The organism is Anaeromyxobacter sp. Red801 (assembly GCF_049201065.2).
GTDB lineage: Bacteria > Myxococcota > Myxococcia > Myxococcales > Anaeromyxobacteraceae > Anaeromyxobacter.
In genome coordinates this window covers 2,439,763-2,461,503 of the sequence record NZ_CM181236.1, presented here as the reverse complement: position 1 = coordinate 2,461,503, position 21,741 = coordinate 2,439,763, and the positions used below count along the sequence as shown (strand labels likewise).

The window sequence follows — 21,741 nt, the reverse complement described above, 5'->3', positions numbered from 1 at the left end:
AGCAGTCGCGCGTCCCACGGTGCTCCCGCCGCATGGCTGAGCGGGCCGGGAGAGGGGGCGGCGGCCCAGGAGACAGCCCATGGTCGATCCGATCGTCACGAAGAACTGGCGGGACCTCATCAAGCCCCGCGGCCTGGTCGTGGACCAGGAGAGCCTCTCGAACACCTACGGGAAGTTCGTCGCGGAGCCGCTCGAGCGGGGCTTCGGCATCACCCTCGGCAACTCGCTCCGGCGCGTGCTGCTCTCGAGCCTGCAGGGCGCCGCGATCACCTCGGTGAAGGTCGAGGGCGTCGAGCACGAGTTCATGACCATCCCCGAGGTGGCCGAGGACGTCACCGACATCATCCTCAACCTCAAGGAAGTCCTGCTCCAGATCCACACCAACGACGTGAAGACGATCCGGATCGAGGCGGACGGCCCGAAGGAGATCAAGGCCGGCGACCTCATCACGGACGCGCAGGTCGAGGTGCTGAACCCGGGCCACCACCTGCTCACCATCAGCGAGGGCGGGCGGGTCCGCGCCGAGATGACCGCGCGCCGCGGCCGCGGCTACGTGCCGGCCGAGCGGAACAAGGTCCCCGGCTCGCCCATCGGCACCATCCCCATCGACGCGCTCTTCAGCCCCATCCGCAAGGTGAACTACCAGGTCACCAACGCGCGCGTCGGGCAGCAGACGGACTACGACAAGCTGACGCTCGAGGTCTGGACCGACGGCTCGGTCGCCCCGGCCGACGCGGTCGCCTTCGCCGCGAAGATCGTGAAGGAGCAGCTCTCGATCTTCATCAACTTCGACGAGGCGGAGGAGCCGGCCGAGGAGATCAAGCCGGTCGAGGAGCAGAAGCTGAACGAGAACCTCTTCCGCTCGGTGGACGAGCTGGAGCTCTCGGTCCGTAGCGCGAACTGCCTGCAGAACGCGAACATCAAGACCATCGGCGACCTCGTGCAGAAGACCGAGGCCGAGATGCTCAAGACGAAGAATTTCGGCCGGAAGTCGCTGAAGGAGATCAAGGAGATCCTGGCCGAGATGGGCCTCTCCCTCGGCATGAAGCTCGAGAACTGGCCGCCGAAGGCGGCGCCGCAGGGCGCGCCCAAGGTCTAGCGCGCCCGCACAGGGACAGGAGATCACCAGATGAAGCACCGCGTCGTCGGCCGCCGGCTCGATCGCACCACCGAGCACCGGACCGCAATGTTCAAGAACATGGTGACGAGCCTCTTCCGCCACGAGCGGATCGTCACCACCACCCCGAAGGCGAAGGAGCTGAAGCGCTTCGCCGACAAGGTGATCACGCAGGCGAAGCGCGGGACGCCGCACGCGCGCCGCCTCGCCCACCGGGACGTCCGGGACGTCGAGGTGCTGAACAAGCTCTTCGACACGCTCGCCGAGCGCTTCAAGGCGCGGCCGGGCGGCTACACCCGCATCGTCCGCGTCGGCCGCCGCGCCGGCGACAACGCCGAGATGTCGGTCATCGAGCTGGTGGACCGCACCCCGGCCGCCGCCCCCGAGGCGGAGGAGAAGGGCGAGAAGAAGGCCGCGGGCAAGGCCGAGAAGGCCCCCAAGGCCGCCAAGGCGCCCAAGGCGGAGAAGAAGCCCGCCAAGAAGGCCGCCAAGGCCGAGTAGCGCCGGCCGCGCGGCCGACGCTCCCAGGGGAGGCCGCGTGCGCCGCACGCGGCCTCTCGCGCGTTCGGGGCCCCTCTCGCTTTCCGCTGCGGCGGCCCGCTGGTACAACCATCCCTCCATGCCGCCGTTCCTCGCCCAGGACCCGCTCGACGCCCTCCGGCACGCCGGGCCGCCGGGGTGGGCCGAGGTGGCCTGGGCGGTGGCGGGCGTCGCGAGCGAGCCCTGGGCCCTCGCGCTGCTGGGGCTCGCGCTGTACTCGTGGCTGGAGCGCGAGGTGCCCGGGGTCCTGAAGGCGGTCGCGCCGCTCTGGGCGGCGCTGGCGGTCGCCGGGGCCCTGGCGGTGGGCGCCCAGGGCGTGCTCTCCGCGCCGCGGCCGGCGGACGCGGGCGACCTGCTCGTCACCACGCTCCGGCACCTCGCCTCGGCGCCGGGCCTCCCGCTCGGCGTGTTCGTCGGCTACACGCTCCTCGCCTACGGCCGGCGGGGGAGGGCGGCGCTCCTGGTCGCAGCGGCCGGGGGGGCGGCGCGGGCGTGGTCCGGGCCGCACTGGGGCCCGGATCTGCTGGGCGGCGGCCTGGCCGGCGCCGCGATCGCGTGGGCGGTCTGGGCGGCGGTGCTGCGCGCCTCGCCGCGCGGCCACCTGGCGCGGCTGCGGGCCTCGCGCCGCGCGACCGCGGGCGGCGCGGCGCAGGAAGGTCACCCTGCGCCTTGACACCCGCGCTAAGTTAGCGTAAAGGAACCCACTTTTCGTGGAGGCTCCGCGGACGCACCGCTGGAGAAGCTTCCACGTTCCAGGATCTTAGGCTTCACGGAGGCAGAGCTCATGGCGGTGGTTCTTCGTCTGTCGCGCGCGGGCACGCACAAGGCGCCCTTCTATCACGTGGTGGCGACCGACTCGCGCAACGCGCGGGACGGCAAGTACATCGAGGACGTCGGCATCTACGACCCGACCCTGCGCCCGGAGCGGATCGAGCTCAAGGCCGAGCGGATCGAGCACTGGCTGAAGGCCGGCGCCAAGCCGAGCCAGACGGTCGCGATGCTGCTCAAGCGGGCCGCCAAGGCGGCCCAGCCCGCCGCGCCGAAGGCGTAGAGGGTCGATGCGCGACCTCGTCCAGTGGCTCGCCCGCGAGCTCGTCGAGCAGAAGGACGCCGTGAGGGTGGAGGCGATCGAGCGCGACCGCGCGACCGTCTTCGAGCTCACGGTGGCCCCCGACGACCTCGGGCGCGTCATCGGGCGGGGCGGCAAGACCGCCAAGGCGTTCCGGACCGTGCTCGACTGCGCGGCCCGGCGCCAGGGCCGGCGCGCGGTGCTCGACATCCTCGACTGACCGTGGCGCTCGTCCGGATCGGCAAGGTGGTCCGGGCGCTCGGGCTCAAGGGCCACCTGGGCGTGGCCGGGTCGGAGGGCGCGCTCGGGACGCTCGAGCGCGTCGTGCTCCGGCACGGCGCGGCCGGGCAGGTGGAGCGGAAGGTGCTGGAGGCGCGGCCGCAGGGGCGCCTCTGGGCGGTGCGGCTGGACGGCGTCGCCGATCGCACCGCGGCCGAGGCGCTGGTCGGGGCCGAGGTGCTCGCGCTCCGCGAGGCGCTGGGCGAGGCGGGAGAGGGCAGGCACTACTGGGGCGACCTGGAGGGCCTGCCGGTGGTGACCGTCCAGGGCGAGGCGCTCGGGACGGTGACCGGGCTGATGGAGACCGGCGCGGTGGACGTGCTGGTCGTGCAGGGCGCGCGGGGCGAGCTGCTGGTGCCGCTCGCGCCGTACGTCGAGGTGGATCGCGCGGCGGGTCGCGTGGTGGTGGACCCGCCGGAAGGGCTCCTGGAGCCGTAGGCCGGGGGCGAGGAGGAGGCCGCCGAGGAAGAGGATCGGACGTGGCGAGGCTCGAGGTCGACATCCTGACGCTGTTCCCGCGCATGTGCGCGGGGTACCTGGGGGAGAGCATCCTCGGGAAGGCGCAGGAGGCCGGCCTGCTCGCGGCGACGATCACGGACATCCGCGACCACGCGACGGGCAAGCACCGGGTCTGCGACGACGCGCCGTACGGCGGCGGGGCGGGCATGGTGATGAAGCCGGAGCCGCTCGTCGAGGCCATCGAGGCCGCGCGCGCGCGGCTCCCGGGGGCCTGGGTGGTCCTGACCAGCCCGCGCGGCGCGCGGCTGGACCAGGCGCTGGCGCGGCGGTTCGCGGAGCACGGGCGGCTGATCCTGGCGTGCGGGCGGTACGAGGGAGTGGACGAGCGGGTGATGACGGCGGTGGACATGCAGGTCTCGATCGGAGACTTCGTCCTCACGGGCGGCGAGCTGGCGGCGCTCTGCGTCGTCGACGCCGCCGCGCGCCTCGTCCCCGGCGTGCTGGGCAACGCGGCGTCCGCGGACGCCGAGAGCTTCGCGGGTGCCGAGGGGCTCCTCGAGTACCCGCAGTACACGAGGCCCCCGGAGTTCCGGGGGATGAGGGTTCCGGAGGTCCTGCTGTCCGGGGACCACCGGCGGATCGAGCGGTGGCGCCGGCGCGAGGCGCTCAGGGCCACCCGGGAGCGGAGGCCGGACCTCTTCACGAGGGTCTCGCTTCCCGAGAGCGACCTCCGGCTGATCGACGCCGGGGACGACGAGCTGTAGACGAGCGGTAAAGGAGACGGACGTCATGCTGCGCAAGGCGATTGCCGACATCGAGGCGAAGTACCTGCGGACCGACCTTCCGGAGATGCGCGCGGGCGACAGCGTCCGCGTGCACACGAAGATCAAGGAGGGCGACAAGGAGCGCATCCAGGTCTTCGAGGGCGTGGTGATCGCGTACCGCAAGGGCGCGCCCGGCTCGTCCATGTTCACCGTGCGCAAGGTGAGCTACGGCGTGGGCGTGGAGCGCATGTTCCCCGTGCACAGCCCCCGCATCGACAAGATCGAGGTCGTGGGCCACGGCGGCGTCCGCCGCTCGCGCCTCTACTTCCTGCGCAACCTGCAGGGCAAGGCGGCCCGCCTCCACCAGGAGGAAGGCCCGGGCGCGGCCGACGCCGCCCACGCCGCGCCGACCCCGGCGTAGCCTCCCACCGGCGCGCCGTCCGGCGCCGGCCTCGCACCTCCGCACCTCGCGGCCGCACCCCGGCGTGTGCCGGTGTGCGGCCGTGCCGTGCCTTGGGCGCGGGACGCCGCGCTTCCCGCGTCGGCGCCCGGGAGCTAACATGCCGGCCCGAGCGTGATCCTCCTCGAGTTCGCAGCCCAGGGCGTGCGCGGCGTCGCGCCCGCTGGTGGCCGGGCGACGCTGCGCCCCGGATACAACGTGGTCTCCGCCGACGGCGCCGCCCTGCGCCGCCTGCTCGAGGCGCTCCTGCACCCCGACGCGCGGGACGCGGAGGCGCTGCCCCGCGCGCCCGGCGGCCCGGCCGGCGCGGCGGTGCGCGCCGGGCTCACCCTGGTCGGCGACGACCGCGTCACCTACCGGCTGGTGCGCGACTTCGCGGCCGGCGCGCAGCTCCACCGCTTCGACGCCGAGCGCCGCGCGTTCTCGCTCGTCTCCCAGGACCTCGCCGAGATCGCCGCGGCGCTGCGCGCGCCCGTCGGCGTCCCGCCGCGCGCCCGGCAGGACGCGCTCCTCACCATCTCCGCGGCGGACCTGCCCTCGCGGCGCCCGGCGATGGGCGGCACGGCGGCCGCGGTCCCGCAGCGCGCGCCGCTCTCGCCGGAGCAGGCCCGGCGCCGCCGCGCGCAGCTCGAGGGCGAGCTGGTGCGCGCGCGCGCCTCGGAGAAGGTGCAGCAGGAGCTGGACGCGCTGCAGGCCCGCGTCACCGAGCTGGACGTCGCGCTCCGCGAGGGCGCCCGCCTGCGCGACGCGCTCGCGGCGGCCGGGCGGGCGCGCGACGAGCTGGCGCCGGTGGCGGCGGCGCGCGACGCGCTCGGGGACGCGGACGCGGCGCTGGCCGCGTACGAGAAGGCGTCCGCGCGCCGCGCGGACGCGGTGGCGCGGATGGAGGCCGAGCGCGCGGCGTTCGAGGAGGCCGAGGCCGGCGGGGCGCCGCTGCCGTTCTGGCGGGCGCCGCCGTTCTGGGCCGGCGCCGGCGCGGGCGCGGCGCTGGCGGCCGTGGGCGTGGCGGGCGCTGCGGCGTCCACCGGCATGCGCTACCTGGCGCTGCTCGACATCCCCGCGTTCGGCTGGGCGGCCTGGGTGGCGCTGCGCTGGGTCTCGGCGCAGGAGGCCTGGGAGCGGATCGCCCGGCGGCGCCGGGTGGTGGACGACTGGCAGGCGAAGGTCGAGGCGCAGTTCGAGCGCGACGGCGCCGCGGTGCGCGGCGCGCTGGGCGCGCTCGGCCTGGCCCGGCCGCCGGAGCTGCGCGAGGCGCTCGGCAGGCTCGCCGAGGCGGAGGCGGCGGCCACCGGCGCGCGCGCCCGGCTGGAGGCGTGGGAGGCGACGCCGGAGGCGCGCGGCGCGGCCGCGGAGAAGGCGCGGCTCGACGAGCAGCACGCCGCGCTCGAGGCGCGGCTCGCCGACGAGGCGGGCGGGTTCGTCCGCGACGTGCGCTCCATCGAGGCGGAGCTCCAGCGGATCGAGGCCGAGGCGGCCGCGCCCGCCCCGGCGGCGCCGGCGCCGGCCGTGGCCGCGCCCTCCGCCGCGGAGCCGCTGCGCGAGCTGCTCCGGCGCGCCGCGGCCGAGCTGGGCGGGAGCCCGGCCGCCGCGGGCCGCGGGGTGGCGGAGAAGGCCGGGCAGGCGCTGGCGGGGCTCACCTCGCAGCGGCTGGGCGGCGTGCAGGTGGACGACCGGGGCGGGCTCCACGTGCTCGTCGCCGGGCGGCCGGTGCCGGCCCTGTCGCTCCCGCCGGCGGACCGCGACCTGGTGTTCCTGGCGCTGAAGCTCGCGTTCCTGGAGCAGGGGCTCGCCGGCGGGCGGCGGGTCGGGCTGGTGGACGACGCGTTCCAGGGGCTCTCCGACGGCGCGCGGCGCTTCGCGGCGCGCCTCCTCAAGCAGGCGGCGCGCGCGCGGGCAGGTCGTCCACGCCACCCCGGACCTCGCGTTCCGCGAGGCCGCGGACCACGGGGCGTAGCGCGATGGCCGGCGGCGCGGGCGGGGCGGGGGACGGGCGGCACGCGCTCGGGCGCGAGGGCGAGGCGCTCGCCGCGGCCTGGCTCGCCGAGCGCGGCTTCCGCATCCTCGATCGCAACCACCGCACCCGGCGCGGCGAGGTGGACCTCGTCTGCCGGGACGGCGAGGTGCTCGTGTTCGTGGAGGTGCGCAGCCGTACCTCCGACGCGCTGGGCGGCCCCGAGGAGACGGTGGGCCCGCTCAAGGGGCGGCGGGTGGTGGCCGCGGCCACCGACTGGGCGCTCGGGCACGGCGGGCTGGAGCAGGCCATCCGCTTCGACGTGGTGGCGGTCACCTTCGGCGACGGCGCGCCGCGCATCGAGCACTTCCCGGCCGCGTTCGACGGCGACGGCCGGCCGGGGCACTGGTGATGGCGCGCCCGGCGGCGACGCGGAGGGCGGGGTGAGCGCGCGGCCGCCGCAGGCCGCGGCGCCGGGCACCCTCTACGTGCTCGCGACGCCCATCGGCAACCTGGGCGACCTGTCGCCGCGGGCCGCCGAGCTCCTGCGCACCGTGTCGGCGGTGGCGGCCGAGGACACGCGCCGCACGCACAAGCTGTTCGCGCACCTGGGGGCCGCCGCGCCGCTGCTCCTGTCGCTCCCCGCGTTCGACGAGCGCGGCCGGCTGGAGCCGGTGCTGGAGCGGCTGCGCGCCGGGCAGTCGGTAGCGCTCTGCACCGACGCGGGCACGCCCGGCGTGTCGGACCCGGGGGCGGCGCTGGTGGCGGCCGCGTGGGAGGCGGGGGTGCCGGTGGTGCCGGTGCCCGGCCCGAGCGCGGCCGTGACGGCGCTCGCCGCGTCCGGCTTCCCGGCCGACCGGTTCGTGTTCGCCGGCTTCCTGCCGCGCAAGGGCGGCGCCCGCGCGGCGGCGCTGGCCTGGCTGGCGTCGGCGCCGGCCACGCTGGTGCTGTACGAGGCCGGGAACCGGACCGCCGAGACGCTCCGCGACCTCGCCGCCGCGCTGGGCGACCGCCCCGCGCTCGTGGCCCGCGAGCTGACCAAGCTGCACGAGGAGCTGGCGCGCGGCCCGCTCTCCGGGCTGGCGGACCGGTTCGCGGGCGAGGTGAAGGGCGAGGTGACGCTGGTGGTGGCGCCGCCCGCGCCCGGCGCGGCGCCGGCCGCGGCCGCCGAGGCCGAGCCGCTCGAGGACGAGCTGCGCCGCCGGCTCGCCGCCGGCGAGCCCCCGTCCGCGATCGCGCGCGAGGTGGCCCGGGCCCGCGGCCTGGTCCGCTCCGACGTCTACGCCGCCCTGGAGCGGCTGAAGCACGGCGGGTGAGCGGGAGCGCCCCGCTCGCGGTTCGACGGGCTCACCGCGAGCGGCAGCGGGACGGCGCGAGCCTGCTAGCTCCGCTCGTCCTCGAGGTCCACGGCGCCGCGCAGGCCCAGCTCCTTCATCTTCACCTGCAGCGACTTCCGGCTGATCTGGAGCCGCTTGGCGGCGCGGGTGACGTTGCCGCCGGTCTCCTCGAGCGCCCGCGTGATGAGCTCGCGCTCCAGCTCGGCCTGCGCCTGGCGGACGATCTCCTTCATGGACGCGCCGCTCGGCGCGGCGATGGCGCCCAGCGGGCCGACCGCGGCGATGGGGACCGACGCCTGCGCCCCCTTCTCGCGGAGCGCGTCGGGGAGCGCGCTCGCCTGGATGAGCGGCCCGTCGGCGAACAGCACCGAGCGCTCCATGAGGTTCTCCAGCTCGCGGATGTTCCCGGGCCAGGAGTAGTTCACGAGCAGCTCCAGCGCCTCGCCCTCGATCCCCTCGACCTTCTTGCCCAGGCGCTGGTCGTACTTCTCGATGAAGTGGCGGACCAGCAGCGGCACGTCCTCGCGCCGGTCGCGCAGCGGGGGCAGGGCGATGGGGACCACCGCCAGCCGGTAGTACAGATCCTCGCGGAAGCGCCCGTCGGCGATGAGCTGCTTCAGGTCGCGGTTGGTGGCGGCGATGAGGCGCACGTCCACCTGCAGCGTCTTGATGCCGCCGACGCGCTCGAACTCGGACTCCTGGATGGCGCGGAGCAGCTTCACCTGCATCTCGACCGGCACCTCGCCGATCTCGTCCAGGAACAGCGTGCCCCCGTCGGCCAGCTCGAAGCGCCCGGGCTTGGAGCCGACCGCGCCGGTGAACGCCCCGCGCTCGTAGCCGAACAGCTCGCTCTCCACCAGGTCCTTGGGGATGGCGGCGCAGTTCACCTTGATGAGCGGCTTGTCGCGCCGGGAGGAGCCGCGGTGCAGCGCCTTGGCGATGAGCTCCTTGCCGGTGCCGCTCTCGCCGGTGATGAGGACGGTGGACGGCGAGTCCGCCACCCGCGCCACCATCTCGTAGATGGCGCGCATGGGCGGCGACTGCCCGATGAGCGGCGGGCCGTCGCCCTCGTTCAGCATCGCGTGCAGGTTCTGGCGCTCCAGGTCGTGCGCGCGCGCCGCCTTGGCGATGACCTTCTTCAGCTCCTCCTGCTCGAACGGCTTGGTGATGTAGTCGAAGGCGCCGGCCTTGAGCGCCGCCACCGCGCTGTCCACCGAGCCGTGCGCGGTGATGAGGATCACCGGCACGTCGGGGAAGTCCTGCGCGACGCGGCGCAGGAGCTCCATCCCGCCCACCCGCGGCATGACCAGGTCGGTGACCACCACGTGCACCGGCGTGCGGTGCAGCACGCCGAGGGCCTGCTCGCCGTCGGCCGCGGTGGTGACCTCGTAGCCCTCGCGCTTCAGCATGGCCGCGAGGACCCGGCGGATGTTCACCTCGTCGTCTACGATGAGGACGTGGGCCACGGCGCCTCGTATCACGGAAGGGCAGGGGGACGCATCAGGCGTGCTTCTTCCGCCGCTTGCGGCCGCGGAGGCGCGCCTCGGCCCGGGCCCGGCGCCGCTCGCGGGCGCGGGCCTTCTCCTCCTCGTCGAGCGGCGGGCGCGGCGCCTCGGCCGGGCGCTCCTCGTGGATGCCGGGCAGCGAGATGAGGAACTCGGCGCCCTCGCCCGGGGCCGAGCGCACCACGATGGTCCCCTGCTGCGCCTTGACGATGCGCTGGCAGATGGCGAGGCCGAGCCCCGTGCCCTTCTCCTTGGTGGTGTAGAAGGGCACGAAGATCGACTCGCGCGCGTCGTCCGGGATGCCCGGGCCGGTGTCGCGGAACCGGATCTCCACCAGGTCGGCGCGGCGCGCGCCCTCGCGCCAGAACGCCAGCTCGTCGCGGGCGAGCCGGGTGGAGACGGTGAGGCGCCCGCCGCGCGGCATGGCCTGGAACGCGTTCAGCGCCAGGTTCAGGAACACCTGCTTCAGCTGCTCCGCGTCGGCCTGGACCCGCGGCAGCCACTCGGCCAGGTCCAGCTCGAGCCGGACCGACTCCGGGATCTCGGCCTGCAGGAGCTTGAACGTCTTCTCCAGCACCTCGTTCACCTGCGTGGGCGCGAGCGAGGGCTTCAGCGGCCGCGAGTAGTCGAGGAACTGGCTGACGACGCCGTTCAGGCGGTTCACCTCCTCGACCACGATCTCGAAGAACTCGCGGTCGTCCTCGGGGACCTTGCGCGGGTCGAGGTACTGGATGGCGGCCTTGATGGCGGCGAGCGGGTTGCGGATCTCGTGCGCCAGGCCGGCGGACATCTCGCCCAGCGCCGCGAGGCGGTCGCGCTCCTTCATCTGCTGGTAGAGCTTCGAGTTCTCGATCACGAGCGCGCAGCGGTCCGCCACCTCGATGAGCGCGGCGATCTCGTCCGAGGCGAACGCCTCCTGCACGCGCTCGTCCCAGCAGGCCAGGAACCCGACCACCCGGTCGCCGGCCAGCAGCGGCATGGCGATGCCGGCGCGCATGGTGCCCATGACCGCGCGCGCGTCGCCGAGCCGCTTCAGCTCCTCGGCGATGGCGGCCGGCGCGCCGCGGCGGCTCACGTGGTCGCCCGGGCCGGTGGGGAGGAGCGCCCGCAGCTCCGACACGCGCCGGTCGATGTTCTCCGCCAGGATGGCCTTCTGGCCCGAGGACGAGGCGCCCAGCAGCGCCCGCGCGGTGGCCGGCTCGAGGAACGGCGCCGGCGGCGGGCCGCGGTAGTCGAGCAGCCGGTACCCGGGGCGATCGTCGGCGAGCAGCCACAGCGAGCAGTGGGTGACCCGGCGCGTCTCGACCAGCCCGTCCAGCACCACCGCCGCGAGCCCGGCCGGCTCGATCACCTTGCCGGTCCGCTCGCGCAGGTCCTCGAGGCGCCGCACCAGCTCGTAGCGCTCGTGGAACAGCGTCGCGACCACCCACTCCTCGACCTTGTCGCGCATCGGGTCGAACAGCGAGAGGATCACGAACGAGGCTACCACCGTGTTGAAGTAGAAGAGCTCCGGCCGGTCGCCCACCCAGGACACCAGGCCGCCGTAGATCGCCACCAGCACCAGGCCCAGCGCGGTGACCACCACGATCTTCCCGAGGAACTCGTGCAGGTCGAGCAGCCGGTGGCGCTGCAGCGTCTGCGACAGGAAGAACATGAAGACGGTGAGGACGATCGACCCGAGCCCCTCCGGCGGGTAGGGCACGCCGAACAGCGGCAGCATGTCGAGCGTCGAGAGGACCACCGCCACCAGCGCGCCGACGAACAGGTACTGGAGGCGCGCGCGCTCGACGCGGGTCTGCGAGCCGTGCCGCTTGCCCCAGAGGGTGGAGAGGACCGCCGCGAGGCCGCCCAGCACGTAGGCGGCGACCAGGAGCTTGGCGGCCTTCACGTGGACGAGCGGGGTGAGCGCCACCACGATGCCGGTGAGCGATCCGGCCAGCATGGCGTTGCGCGCGCGCCGGGCGGGCCGGCGCGCCACCCCGAGGAACTCGAGGAAGAAGGCGAGCGCCGCCGCCGGGATGAGCGCCCCGGTCCCGACCGCCAGGCGCTCCCACCAGACCATCCCGAACGACTGCTTCCAGCGCAGGAAGAACAGCGCCAGCGAGAACAGGAACAGGTCGGCCGAGAACAGCGCGAACAGCGTGAAGACGCGGGAGCGGTTGTCGCGGAGCAGCGCCGCCGCCGCGAGGGCGAGCGTCACGATCGCGGCGAGCAGGGTGGCCTGGGTGCGGATGTCCACGCGCGTCGATCCTAACCCTTTTCGGCGCTGCGCACCGCACGGGCGCACGCCGGCCGGGGAGGGAATCCGCCCGCGGCCCCGGCCGTTCCTCCCGGTGCGCCCGGGCGGCGCGCCCCCGCCCGCCCCGGCGGGCGAACGGTCCCTTGACCGCGCCTCCCCCGGGTCCCACTCTGTCCCACGGACCGATGCTCACCGCCGCGCTCACCGCCTGCCTCCTCGCCGCCGCACCGACCCCCACGCCCCCGCCGCTCCGCGAGGCCGACCTCGCGCCGCTGTTCCGCAAGGGCCCCGCCGCGGAGGGCAAGGCCGCCTACGACGCCGGGCGCTGGGTCGACGCCGCCGCGCGGCTGGCGAAGGCGCCCGAGCCGGAGGCGGCCTACGTCCGCGCGCTGGCGCTGCTCGAGGTCCCGAGGCCCGAGGATGCGCTGAAGGTCCTCGCCGGCCTGGAGGAGAAGGTGCCCGACCTCGCCGATCGGGTGACCTTCCTGCGCGGCGAGGCGCTCTCCGGCGCGGGGCGCCCGCGCGAGGCGATGGCGGCCTGGGCGCAGGTGCCGGACCGCTCGCTGCTCGCCGCCGAGGCGCGGCTCTCGCGGGCGCGCGCGGCCTGGACGCTCGGCGAGGGCGCGACCGCGCTGGAGGCGCTCGCGCCGCTGCTGCGCGAGGGCGCGCCGAACGACCTCTCCCGGCCCGACCTCGCCGCCTCCGCGCTCCTGCTCGCCGGCCGCATCCGGGCCGCCGCCCGGCCCCCGGATCCCGCCGGCGCGCGGCGCGACCTGATGGCGTGCTGGACGGCGCACCCGCTCGCGCCGGAGTCGGCGGAGTGCCTCGCCGCGGCGACCGCGCTGGCGGCGCCGCACGGCGGCCCGCCCTCGGCCGAGGAGGCGCTGCGCCGCGCCGAAGGGCTGCTCGACGCGAACCGCAACGGGCAGGCGCTGGCGCTGCTCGAGCCCGCGGTGGCCGCGCTCCGGCCCGACGACCTCGGCGCCGCCGCCTGCCGCGCCCGCGCCGCGCTGGGCCGCGCCTACCGCAAGGAGCGCAGCTACCGGCAGGCGATCGACACGCTGCGGCCGGTGGTGGCGGGCTGCGAGGACGAGGGGCTGCGGGTCCGGTCGCTGTACCTGCTCGCCGGCGCCTCCTCGATCTCCGGCGACCGCGACGAGGCGGTGGCGCTCTACCGCCAGCTCGCGCGCGACTTCCCCGGCCACGCCTTCGCCGACGACGCGCTGTTCTTCGCCGCGGACCTGCTGGCGCGCGCCGGCAAGCCGCAGGAGGCGCGCGAGGCCCTGGCGGCGCTGGTCCGCGACCACCCGGGCGGCGACTACCGCGAGGAGGCGCGCTTCCGGCTGGCGTGGCTGCTGAAGCAGGCGGGCGACCTGGACGGCGCGGTGGCGCAGCTCCTCGCGGTCGAGGAGGAGCAGGCCGGCCGCGACGGCTACGAGCACGCGCGGGCGGCGTACTGGCGCGCCCGGCTGCTCGCCGCGCGCGGCGACGACGGGCGGCGCGCCGCCGAGGCGGTGTTCACCGACCTCGCCTCGCGCTACCCCACCGACTACTACGGCCTGCTGGCGCGGGCCCGGCTCGACGGCCACGGCGGCCAGAGCCTCCCCGCGCGCCGCGCGGCGCCGGCCGGCGGGACCGCCGAGGCCGTCTACGACCCGGGCCCGCTGCGCGACGAGCCGCACTTCCGCGCCGGCCTGCTGCTGCTGCGCATGGGGCTTCCGCGCGCCGCGTCCGAGGAGCTGTCGGCGATCCCCGCCGCGCGGCTGCGCGCGCCGGGCGACGCGCCCGAGCCGGTGCTGCTGGTGGCCGACCTGCTCGATCGCGCCGGCGACCACCGCGCCGCGCACAACCTGCTGCGCACCCGCGCCCGCGGCGCGCTCCGCAAGCCGCCCGAGGGCGAGAACCTGCGCGCCTGGCGGATCGCGTACCCGCCGGCCTACCGCGACGACGTGCGCCGCTGGGCGGCGCCCGCGGGCGTGCCCATCGAGCTGGTGCAGGCGCTCATGCGCGAGGAGAGCGCGCTCGACCCGCGCGCCATGTCCGGCGCCGGCGCGGTCGGGCTCACCCAGCTCATGCTCCCGACGGCGCAGTCGGTGGCGAAGAGCCTGAAGCTCTCCCGGCCGACGCGGACCGATCTCATGCGCGCCTCGCTCAACATCCGGCTCGGCTCGCACTACCTGGGCGAGCTGGTGCGCCGGTTCGACGGCTCGCTCCCGCTCGCGCTCGCGGCGTACAACGCCGGCGGCGGCGCGGTCCGGCGCTGGCTGGGCGGGCGCGACGGGCTCGACGTGGACGAGTTCGTGGAGGAGATCCCGGTGGAGGAGACGCGCGGCTACGTGAAGCGCGTGCTCCGGTCCTACCGCGTACCGGCTGCTCTACGGCGCGCCCGAGGAGGCGTCCCTGGGGCTGCTCCGCCGCGCCGGAGGCAAGGGCTGACCCGGAGGAGGGGCGCACCGCGACCCACACGGCCGCGGCGATCCGCGCCCCCGGGCCCGCGTGCGGCCGGAGGGCCCGCCGCGTATGATCTTGCGAACAGCGATGCTCGAAACCGGCGTCCTCGTCCTCAACCGGGTTTACCAGCCGGTACACATCACCTCGGTGCGGCGCGCCTTCACGCTGCTGTACCAGGGGGTGGCGAAGGCGCTCGACGAGCAGTTCCAGCTGTTCGACTTCGAGAGCTGGAGCGCGCTGGCCGCCGCCGCGGGCCACGACTCGGTGGGCACGGTGGGACGGCGCATCCGGGTGCCGCGGGTGATCGTGCTGCTCGCCTACGAGCACCTGCCGCGGGCGCGGGTGCGCTTCTCCCGGTTCAACATCTACGCGCGCGACGAGAACACCTGCCAGTACTGCGGCCGGCGCTTCCGCCGCGCGGAGCTGAACCTGGATCACGTGGTCCCGCGCTCGCGCGGCGGGTCCACGACGTGGGAGAACGTGGTCTGCTCGTGCGTGCGCTGCAACCTGCGGAAGGGCGGGCGGACGCCGGAGGAGGCCGGGATGCGGCTGCTGCGCCAGCCCACCCGGCCGCGCTGGACGCCCACGTTCCGGAGCCAGGCGCGGCGGGCGCTGTACCGCGAGTGGCGGCCTTTCCTGTCCCTGGCCGACGCCGCATACTGGAACGCCGAGCTGTTGGAGTAGTCGTCCTTTCGGATTAGGATGAGGCGATGGGCGACGTGCCGACGCTCAAGCTGGTGAGGACCGTTCCGGAGCCGGAGCCCGCGCACCGGCCGGCCGGGCCGCGCCCGGACGCGATCCGCGCCCGGCGCATCGTCGCGGTCGGCGGCGGCAAGGGCGGCATCGGCAAGAGCCTCATCTCCGCGAACCTCGGCATCGAGCTGGCCCGGCGCCGCCGGCGGGTGGTGCTGGTGGACGCCGACCTGGGCGGCGCGAACCTGCACACGACGCTCGGCCTGGACGTCCCGAAGCGGACGCTGTCCGACTTCATCGAGCGCCGCGTGCCGCGCATCGACGACGTGGTCACGCCCACCGGCATCGAGAACCTGGGGCTGGTCTCCGGCGCGCTCGACCACCTCGACGCCGCGAACCCGCCCTACGCCCAGAAGATGCGGCTGCTGCGCCACATCCAGCAGCTCGACGTGGACTACGCGATCCTCGACCTCGGGGCGGGCACGCACACGAACGTGCTCGACTTCTTCCTGGTGGCCGACCACGGCGTGCTGGTGCTGGTGCCGGAGCCGACCGCGGTCGAGAACGCCTACCGGTTCGTGAAGGCGGCGTTCTGGCGGCGGATGCGGAACGTCGCGCAGGTGTACGGCTACGAGGCGCTGCTCCGGACCGTGATGGCCGGCGGCAACTTCCGCAGCCCGGTGGAGCTGGTGACCACGGTCAGCCAGCGCGATCCGGAGGCCGGCGCGAACCTGGCCCGGCAGCTCGCCGCGTTCCGCCCGCGGCTGGTGGTGAACGAGGCGCGCACGCCGCAGGACGCCGACGTCGGCAAGGCCGTGGTGGCGGCGTGGCGCAAGTACTTCGGGCTCGAGATGGACTATCTCGGGTTCATCCCCTACGACGACGAGATGTGGCGGACGCTGCGCGCGCGCCGCCCGCTGCTCGTCGAGCGGCCCGACGTCCGGGCCGCCAAGGCCTTCGCCGGGATCGCCGACGCGCTGGTGGCGCTCGACCTCGCGGCGCGGCACGAGGCATGAGGTGCTGAAGCGGCTCGCAGATCAGACCCTGTACGAGATCCTGGAGGTCCCGCCCGACGCGTCGTCGCGCGACATCGCCGAGGCGGTGGAGCGCGCCCGCGCGCTCTACGGGCCGGGCTCCATCGCCACCTACACGCTGATGTCGAGCGAGGAGGCGTCGCTGCTCACGCGCCGGATCGAGGAGGCGCAGTCCACGCTCCTCGACCCGGACGCGCGGCGGCGCTACGACGACCTGCTCGGCGACCGCTCCGGCGCCGCGAACGCGGAGACCTCCGAGGCCGACGCCGGGGCGCAGGGGTCGCCGCCCGCGCGCGTGCTCCCGCTCGTGCCGCAGCCGGACCGCGAGGAGGCGCTGCGCGAGGCGGAGGCGAGCGCCGAGGAGTCCTGGCCGCTGCGTCCGGGCCACGTCGCCGGCGCGTCCGCGCCGACCTCGCCGCCGCCCGCGGCCGAGCCGCCGCCGCTCCCGGCGCGGCCGCCGCCCATCCCGCTCCGGCGCGAGGTGAGCGGCCCGTCCATGACCCCGGTGCCGCTGCCCTCCGTCGCGCAGGCGGCCCCCGAGCCCATCCCGCTGGTGGCCGCCGCGGGCCCGGGCGGCGCGCCGGCGCCCGACGCCACCGCGTGGACCGGCGAGGTGCTCCGGCGCCTCCGCGAGGCGCGCGGGATCACGCTCCCGCAGCTCTCCGAGCGCATCAAGGTCACGCGCCACCACATCGAGAACATCGAGGGCGACCGCTTCGGGCTGCTGCCCGCGCCCGTCTACCTGCGTGGCATCCTGCTCAGCATGGCGCGCGAGCTGCGCCTCGACGGCCAGAAGGTGGCGCGCTCGTACCTCGAGCGCGTCGCCGCGGCCACCGCCGGCCCCGGCGCGCCCCGGCCGCGCTGAGCGTCCCTCGACTCCGCGCGGCCCGGAGGGCCGCGCTACGCTCGGGATGAGCGAGCGAGCCGAAGGCTCGCCGGAGTCGAAGGGTCGGGATGAGCGAGCGAGCCGAAGGCTCGGGATGAGCGGACGGAGACCAGGGTTCCACGGTGCGTGCGGGCCGCATCGTTGACCACCCCGGGAAGCCGGCGTACGATCCGCCCCCGTATGCCGCTCATCGACTCACCCGAGGCCGCCACGCGCCTGGCGCGGGCGATCTGCTCCGACGTCTCCCTCTACAACGAGGAGAAGATCGTCCGCGGCATCGAGCAGGACAACTTCTTCGACGCGCTGCGCGAGGAGCTGGAGGAGGGGCGCGAGCTGTACCGGTCGCGCGTCTCGCCGGACCTCTACGGCCGCACCAACTTCTACGACCGCGCCATCGTGGACGTGATCCTGAAGTCCAAGGGGCACGTGAAGTCCCGCATCTGGTGACGCGGCCCCCGCCGCGCGCGGAGCCCGGACCCGCCCCCGCCGAAGGCGGCGCGACGCCCGACCGGCGCACCCTGCACGTCCCCCCGGAGCTGGCCGGCGCGCGCCTCGACGCGGCGCTGGTCCGGCTCGCGCCCGAGCTCTCCCGCGCCCGCGTCCAGCGCCTGGTGGAGGCGGGGCGGGTCCGGGTGGACGGGCGCGCCGCGAAGGCCTCGGCGCGGCTCCGCGGCGGCGAGCGCGTCGAGCTCGAGCTCCCGCCGCCCGAGCCGAGCGGCCTCGTCGCCCAGGACCTGCCGCTCGCGGTGCTGCACGAAGACGCCGACCTCATCGTCCTCGACAAGGCGCCCGGGATGGTGGTGCACCCGGCGCGCGGCACGCCGCACTCGACCGTCGTGAACGCGCTCCTCCACCGGCTCGGGCTGCCGGCGTCGGCCGGGCCGGACGGCGCGCTGCCGCGGCTCGGCCTGGTCCACCGCCTCGACAAGGACACCTCGGGCTGCCTGGTGGTCGCGAAGACCGAGGCCGCGCTGGCGGCGCTGCAGGCGCAGTGGAAGGGCCGCTCGGTCGAGAAGGTGTACCTGGCGCTGTGCCACGGCGCGCTCGCGCCGGCGGGCCGGCTGGACACGCCCTACGGCCGCCACCCGCGCGACCGGCTGCGCTTCACCGGCCGGGTGACCTCGTCGCGCCGGGCCGTGACGGAGTGGCGGGTGCGCGAGGCGTTCGGCGCCGCCGCCTCGCTCGCCGAGGTGACGCTCCACACCGGCCGCACGCACCAGATCCGCGTCCACCTGTCCGAGGCGGGCCACCCGCTGCTCGGCGACGCGGTCTACGGCGGGACCCGCCGCGAGGCCCGGCTCGCGCCCGACGATCCCGCGCGGCGCGCGGCGGAGGCGGTGGGGCGCCAGGCGCTGCACGCGCTGCGGCTCGGCCTCGACCACCCGCGCACCGGGCGGCGCCTGGTGGTGGAGGCGCCGGTCCCGGCCGACCTGCGCGCGGCCCTCGAGATCCTGCGCGCGGCGCCGCCGGGGGCGGTGGCCCCCGGTCCCCGGCGCCGCCGGTAGCTCACGGCCGCGCGGCCGCGGCGGGCTCGAGGCGTCGGGCGAGCTGGCACTGCAGCGCGTAGCGGTCGAGGCCGCGCAGCAGCTCGCGGCGCGCGTCCGCCGGCTCGCGCTCCGGCAGCGCGTCGAGCGCGCGCTGCTGCAGCGGGATGGCCTCGCCACAGCGCCCCAGGTCGGACAGCACCGCCGCGTACCCGGCCAGCACCGGCGCGCTCCAGGGCGCGATCTGCGCGGCGCGGCGCGCGAACGGCAGCCCCTCGCCGGAGCGGCCGCGCGCCAGCAGCTCCTGCGCGAGGTTGTGGAGCGCGGCCGGGTTCGAGGGCGCCAGGTCCGCGGCGCGCCGGAGCGCGGCCTCGCGCGCCCCGGCCTGCTCCTCGCCGTCGAGCGCCGAGGCGAGGAACGTCCACGCCCGCGGGTCCTCAGGGTGGGCGGCCACCGAGCGGCGCGCCAGCCTGGCCGGGTCGAGCTTGTCCATGGCGGCGAGGTACTGGAGCGCGATGGGGTGCGCCGGGTCCTCCACCAGCGCCTCGCGCACCTCGTCCTCGAGCGCGGCCCGGCCCTTGCGCGGCCCGAGCTGCCACAGCGCCAGGCGCAGCGCGTGCACCTCGACCGGCGCGACCGCCCGCTCGAAGTAGCCGACCGCCACCGGCACCTCGGCCTCGCGGCGCCGCGCCTCGAGCGGCCCGCGGGCGTACTCCGCGAGCGTGCGGTCGAGGCGCTCCAGCGCGCCGGGGACGGCCGGATCCAGGTCGGGCAGCGCCGCGGTCCACGCCCGCGCCGGCGCCTCGCCCTCGGCCAGGCGCCGCTCCAGCTCGCCGAACGCCTCGGGCCGGCGGTGCGCCAGCCAGTGCACCAGCAGCCAGCTCGCGGCGTAGTCGTCGAGCGCCGGCCGCGCGCCCGGGCCGCCGTCCCACGCCAGCAGCTCGCGGACCGGGACCGGGGAGGCGCGCGCCCGCGCCAGCCGGTCGGCGGGGGGCGCGCCCACGTGGAGCGCGCGCACGCCCGGGTCGTCGCCGAGCGACTCCATGTAGACCGCCAGCCCCTCGGCGAACCAGCGCGGCTGGCGCCGGAGCGCACCGGCCAGGTAGTGGTGCGTCAGCTCGTGCGCGAGGAGCGCGCGCTGGCGCCGGTCGATCGCGCCCGACAGCACGATGCGCGGCGGGCCGCCGGCGTAGCGCAGGTAGTAGCCCTCCGCGCCGTCCGGCGCGAACGGGCGGTACTCCTGGTCGGTGCGGAAGGCGATCACCTCGACCCGCGCCTCGTCCTCGGGCGCGGGCGTGCCGAGCGACGGCGCGCCGAGCGTGGCCGCGACCCCGGCGCGCAGCCGCTCCAGCCGCGCCACCAGGGCGGCGGCCTCCGGCGCGCCCAGGTCGGTGCGCAGCACGAAGTGGTCGCTGGTGAGCTCGCGCCACGGGGCGCCGCCGTGCTCCGGGCAGCGGAAGGTGCGCGCCGGCGCCGCGCACGCCTGCGCGAGGAGCGCGGCGAGCACGAGCGGAACGGACGCGGCGGCCGGGGGTGACCGCATGACCGGGGATCGTACGCGCGCCGGCGGGCGCCTGCGCAAGCCCCCCCTCCCGACGCGGGAGGCGGCCTAGGGCGTGGCGTGCGGCGGCCGGAGGTGGGGCGGGTCGCGCGGCTCGGGCAGCTCGGCCGGTGGCTCGACCGGCGGCTCGCTGCCCTGGAGCTGCACCTCGAGCCGGAAGGTGATGGCGAACTCGCGGAAGCGCCCGCCGCGCTCGGCCTCCCACGGCCAGGCCACCTCCGGCTCCAGCTCGTAGAAGATCCAGCGCCGGTAGAGGTCGCGCCGGAAGCGGCCGTAGACGCGGTAGCGGTCCACGTCCGTCGGCGCGTCGGTGGCGCCCTCCACCGAGGCGGCCAGCGACACCGCGGTCCGCGGGCCCAGCGCGCGGAGGCCGGCCAGCTCCGAGCCCCACTCGATCCCGCGGCTGCGCTGGGTGAGCCGCGAGGTGCCGGCGAGCCGCACGAGCGCGATGGAGCGGAGCGGGCGCTCGACCGAGGCGTCGAGCGAGGTACCGAGCCGCGTGTCGGTGCGCCAGAACCCCGCCAGCGCCATGCGACCCAGCACCCACCGGCCCAGCGGGACCGACGCCCGGTAGCGCACCCGCCCGAACGCGCCGACCGGGAGCTCGAGCAGGAGGCCCGTGCCGAGGTCCACGTGCGAGTAGAGGCCGTCCCAGGCGCCGTAGCGCAGCTCCGCGTTGGCGGCGCCCTGCTGGTTCGGGCCGAGCGGCGTCGCGCCGGTCAGCTCCGGGTAGAACCCGTTCACCACGTCCTCCGCCTGGCCCACGATCACCAGGCGGAGCCGCTCCAGCCTCCGGTTCAGCCCGGGCAGGCGCAGCACCGCCCGGACGTCGAGCGCGTACGCGGGCGTGCCGTACTGGTGGACGCGGAGCGCGTTGCGCACGCGCAGGAACGAGCGGGCGCGCTCGGCCTCGAGGTCGCGCTCGTCGGAGAAGAACCGGTCGAGCACCAGCACCGGCGCGAACAGCCGCTCCTCGAGGAAGGCGTGGCCGACGTCGAGCCAGGTGTCCTCGGCGTACGGGGGCGGGGAGGTGTCCTTGGGCGCGACGGAGGGATCGGGCGGCGGCGCCGGCGTGGTCTCGGGGCCGGCCTCGGCCGGCGGCGATGGCGTGGGCGCGGCCGGTGCCGTCGCCTCCGGCGCCGGCGGTGCGGGCGTGGACGGCGCGGGCGTGGACGGCGCGGCGGCCGGCGGCGCGTCCGGCTCCGGCGGCTCGGCGGCCGTCGCAGGCGCCGCGACCGCGGCGAGCAGCGCCGCGGCGAGGGCGCGCAGCGGGCGGAGGCGTCGGTCGGGGCGCACGCGACGACGTTACCGGGAGTCGGGCCCGCGCGACAGGGGCGCGCGCGCCTCCAGCCGGCGCAGGTTGCCGCGGGCCTCGCGGCTCGCCGGGACGAGCTCGAAGCCGGCCTCCGCGATGGCCCGCTCGGTGTCGCGGTTCGGGTGGCAGCCGCCGGTCACCCAGGTCCAGGCCGGCTGCAGGAGGTCGTGGATGCGCCCCGCGAGGCCGGCCGGGCGCACGTGCTCCATGGCGCGCAGGTCGCCGCCGGGCCGGAGCACGCGCCGCAGCTCGGCGAGCGCGCGCGGCGGGTCCTCCACGCTGCACAGCACGAGCGCGCAGAGCACCGTGTCGAAGGCCCCGTCGCGGAAGGGCAGCGCTTCGGCCCTCGCCCGGACCATCGGCACGCTCGGGCCGCGGCGGCGGGCGCGGGCCAGGTTCTGCGGGTGGGGATCGAGCGCCAGGATGCGCACCTCGCCCGGCGCGAGCGGCAGGTTGCGCCCGGTCCCGGTGCCGAGGTCGAGGGTCCGGCCGCGGGCGCCGCCGGCGAGCCACCGCCGCCAGCGTCCCACCACCCCGCGCTCGGCGAGCGAGAGGCCGAGGTCGTAGAGCCAGGGGATCTGCTCGAGGCCGCGCATC

20 protein-coding genes and 1 pseudogene are annotated in these 21,741 nt (G+C 76.3%); 16 read left to right on the top strand and 5 right to left on the bottom strand.

Going from position 1 to position 21,741, the window contains the following annotated elements; translation table 11 throughout:
* Positions 1-79 precede the first annotated feature (79 nt).
* From ACOQFB_RS11350 to rsmI, 10 genes are all read left to right on the top strand, one after another.
* Positions 80-1,099 (top strand): DNA-directed RNA polymerase subunit alpha, encoded by a 1,020-nt coding sequence (locus tag ACOQFB_RS11350; RefSeq protein WP_059437911.1) that lies wholly within the window; start codon positions 80-82, stop codon positions 1,097-1,099.
* Between the two features lie 30 nt (positions 1,100-1,129).
* On the top strand, positions 1,130-1,618 hold the full coding sequence (gene rplQ / locus ACOQFB_RS11345; protein ID WP_059437912.1) for a 50S ribosomal protein L17: 489 nt from the start codon (positions 1,130-1,132) through the stop codon (positions 1,616-1,618).
* Positions 1,619-1,736: 118 nt separating this feature from the next.
* A complete protein-coding gene (locus ACOQFB_RS11340) occupies positions 1,737-2,330 on the top strand; it encodes a hypothetical protein (protein WP_059437913.1) in 594 nt (197 codons plus the stop codon).
* A 111-nt stretch (positions 2,331-2,441) separates the two neighbouring features.
* The gene (rpsP, locus tag ACOQFB_RS11335; RefSeq protein ID WP_059437914.1) at positions 2,442-2,708 is read left to right on the top strand and encodes a 30S ribosomal protein S16; all 267 of its coding nucleotides are present in this window, start codon (positions 2,442-2,444) and stop codon (positions 2,706-2,708) included.
* Positions 2,709-2,715: 7 nt separating this feature from the next.
* A complete protein-coding gene (locus tag ACOQFB_RS11330; RefSeq protein WP_011420969.1) occupies positions 2,716-2,946 on the top strand; it encodes a KH domain-containing protein in 231 nt (76 codons plus the stop codon).
* Positions 2,947-2,948: 2 nt separating this feature from the next.
* On the top strand, positions 2,949-3,443 hold the full coding sequence (gene rimM, locus ACOQFB_RS11325; RefSeq protein WP_059437915.1) for a ribosome maturation factor RimM: 495 nt from the start codon (positions 2,949-2,951) through the stop codon (positions 3,441-3,443).
* A gap of 41 nt (positions 3,444-3,484) precedes the next feature.
* The gene (gene trmD / locus ACOQFB_RS11320) at positions 3,485-4,228 is read left to right on the top strand and encodes a tRNA (guanosine(37)-N1)-methyltransferase TrmD (protein WP_011420967.1); all 744 of its coding nucleotides are present in this window, start codon (positions 3,485-3,487) and stop codon (positions 4,226-4,228) included.
* 25 nt (positions 4,229-4,253) lie between these two features.
* Positions 4,254-4,649, top strand: coding sequence for a 50S ribosomal protein L19 (gene rplS, locus ACOQFB_RS11315; RefSeq protein WP_011420966.1), 396 nt, complete (start codon positions 4,254-4,256; stop codon positions 4,647-4,649).
* A gap of 1,997 nt (positions 4,650-6,646) precedes the next feature.
* Positions 6,647-7,051 (top strand): YraN family protein, encoded by a 405-nt coding sequence (locus tag ACOQFB_RS11310; RefSeq protein ID WP_059439311.1) that lies wholly within the window; start codon positions 6,647-6,649, stop codon positions 7,049-7,051.
* Between the two features lie 31 nt (positions 7,052-7,082).
* Positions 7,083-7,955, top strand: coding sequence for a 16S rRNA (cytidine(1402)-2'-O)-methyltransferase (rsmI, locus tag ACOQFB_RS11305; RefSeq protein ID WP_421610312.1), 873 nt, complete (start codon positions 7,083-7,085; stop codon positions 7,953-7,955).
* A 65-nt stretch (positions 7,956-8,020) separates the two neighbouring features.
* On the opposite strand, the gene ACOQFB_RS11300 is transcribed toward rsmI, so the two are convergent.
* Positions 8,021-9,442: a sigma-54-dependent transcriptional regulator gene (locus ACOQFB_RS11300; protein ID WP_059439313.1), complete on the bottom strand. Its 1,422-nt coding sequence runs from the start codon at positions 9,440-9,442 to the stop codon at positions 8,021-8,023.
* Positions 9,443-9,476: 34 nt separating this feature from the next.
* Entirely contained in the window at positions 9,477-11,720 is a 2,244-nt protein-coding gene (locus ACOQFB_RS11295; protein WP_059439314.1) for an ATP-binding protein, read from the bottom strand.
* 185 nt (positions 11,721-11,905) lie between these two features.
* On the opposite strand from ACOQFB_RS11295, the pseudogene ACOQFB_RS11290 reads away from it, so the two are divergent.
* From ACOQFB_RS11290 to ACOQFB_RS11265, 6 genes and pseudogenes are all read left to right on the top strand, one after another.
* Positions 11,906-13,942, top strand: a pseudogene (locus ACOQFB_RS11290) (transglycosylase SLT domain-containing protein); the annotation flags it as partial.
* A 316-nt stretch (positions 13,943-14,258) separates the two neighbouring features.
* The gene (locus ACOQFB_RS11285) at positions 14,259-14,855 is read left to right on the top strand and encodes an HNH endonuclease (protein WP_421610310.1); all 597 of its coding nucleotides are present in this window, start codon (positions 14,259-14,261) and stop codon (positions 14,853-14,855) included.
* Between the two features lie 26 nt (positions 14,856-14,881).
* Positions 14,882-15,880 carry a P-loop NTPase gene (locus tag ACOQFB_RS11280; RefSeq protein WP_059439317.1) on the top strand — a complete coding sequence of 333 codons (999 nt, stop codon included), beginning with the start codon at positions 14,882-14,884 and terminating at the stop codon, positions 15,878-15,880.
* Position 15,881: 1 nt separating this feature from the next.
* A complete protein-coding gene (locus ACOQFB_RS11275; protein WP_059439318.1) occupies positions 15,882-16,763 on the top strand; it encodes a helix-turn-helix domain-containing protein in 882 nt (293 codons plus the stop codon).
* A 201-nt stretch (positions 16,764-16,964) separates the two neighbouring features.
* A complete protein-coding gene (locus ACOQFB_RS11270; protein WP_041453476.1) occupies positions 16,965-17,231 on the top strand; it encodes a hypothetical protein in 267 nt (88 codons plus the stop codon).
* Complete coding sequence (locus tag ACOQFB_RS11265; protein WP_421610309.1) at positions 17,228-18,289, top strand: RluA family pseudouridine synthase; 1,062 nt, start codon at positions 17,228-17,230, stop codon at positions 18,287-18,289. Before ACOQFB_RS11270 ends, ACOQFB_RS11265 begins: the two co-directional genes overlap by 4 nt.
* Position 18,290: 1 nt before the next feature.
* Here the strand turns inward: ACOQFB_RS11265 and ACOQFB_RS11260 are convergent, their stop codons facing one another.
* The 3 genes from ACOQFB_RS11260 to ACOQFB_RS11250 form a co-directional block, all read right to left on the bottom strand.
* Positions 18,291-19,811: a hypothetical protein gene (locus ACOQFB_RS11260; RefSeq protein ID WP_421610308.1), complete on the bottom strand. Its 1,521-nt coding sequence runs from the start codon at positions 19,809-19,811 to the stop codon at positions 18,291-18,293.
* A 66-nt stretch (positions 19,812-19,877) separates the two neighbouring features.
* A complete protein-coding gene (locus ACOQFB_RS11255) occupies positions 19,878-21,125 on the bottom strand; it encodes a hypothetical protein (protein ID WP_421610307.1) in 1,248 nt (415 codons plus the stop codon).
* Positions 21,126-21,134: 9 nt separating this feature from the next.
* Positions 21,135-21,740 carry a class I SAM-dependent methyltransferase gene (locus tag ACOQFB_RS11250; RefSeq protein WP_421610306.1) on the bottom strand — a complete coding sequence of 202 codons (606 nt, stop codon included), beginning with the start codon at positions 21,738-21,740 and terminating at the stop codon, positions 21,135-21,137.
* Position 21,741 lies beyond the last annotated feature (1 nt).

What these genes read in the sequence shown, in the direction of transcription:
- ACOQFB_RS11250 (WP_421610306.1), bottom strand. Translation starts at nt 21,740, where the DNA reads ATGCGCGGCCTCGAGCAGATCCCCTGGCTCTACGACCTCGGCCTCTCG.
- ACOQFB_RS11310 (WP_059439311.1), top strand. Translation starts at nt 6,647, where the DNA reads ATGGCCGGCGGCGCGGGCGGGGCGGGGGACGGGCGGCACGCGCTCGGG.
- rplS (WP_011420966.1), top strand. Translation starts at nt 4,254, where the DNA reads ATGCTGCGCAAGGCGATTGCCGACATCGAGGCGAAGTACCTGCGGACC.
- ACOQFB_RS11285 (WP_421610310.1), top strand. Translation starts at nt 14,259, where the DNA reads ATGCTCGAAACCGGCGTCCTCGTCCTCAACCGGGTTTACCAGCCGGTA.
- rplQ (WP_059437912.1), top strand. Translation starts at nt 1,130, where the DNA reads ATGAAGCACCGCGTCGTCGGCCGCCGGCTCGATCGCACCACCGAGCAC.
- ACOQFB_RS11280 (WP_059439317.1), top strand. Translation starts at nt 14,882, where the DNA reads ATGGGCGACGTGCCGACGCTCAAGCTGGTGAGGACCGTTCCGGAGCCG.
- ACOQFB_RS11340 (WP_059437913.1), top strand. Translation starts at nt 1,737, where the DNA reads ATGCCGCCGTTCCTCGCCCAGGACCCGCTCGACGCCCTCCGGCACGCC.
- rpsP (WP_059437914.1), top strand. Translation starts at nt 2,442, where the DNA reads ATGGCGGTGGTTCTTCGTCTGTCGCGCGCGGGCACGCACAAGGCGCCC.
- ACOQFB_RS11350 (WP_059437911.1), top strand. Translation starts at nt 80, where the DNA reads ATGGTCGATCCGATCGTCACGAAGAACTGGCGGGACCTCATCAAGCCC.
- ACOQFB_RS11330 (WP_011420969.1), top strand. Translation starts at nt 2,716, where the DNA reads ATGCGCGACCTCGTCCAGTGGCTCGCCCGCGAGCTCGTCGAGCAGAAG.
- ACOQFB_RS11260 (WP_421610308.1), bottom strand. Translation starts at nt 19,811, where the DNA reads ATGCGGTCACCCCCGGCCGCCGCGTCCGTTCCGCTCGTGCTCGCCGCG.
- ACOQFB_RS11270 (WP_041453476.1), top strand. Translation starts at nt 16,965, where the DNA reads ATGCCGCTCATCGACTCACCCGAGGCCGCCACGCGCCTGGCGCGGGCG.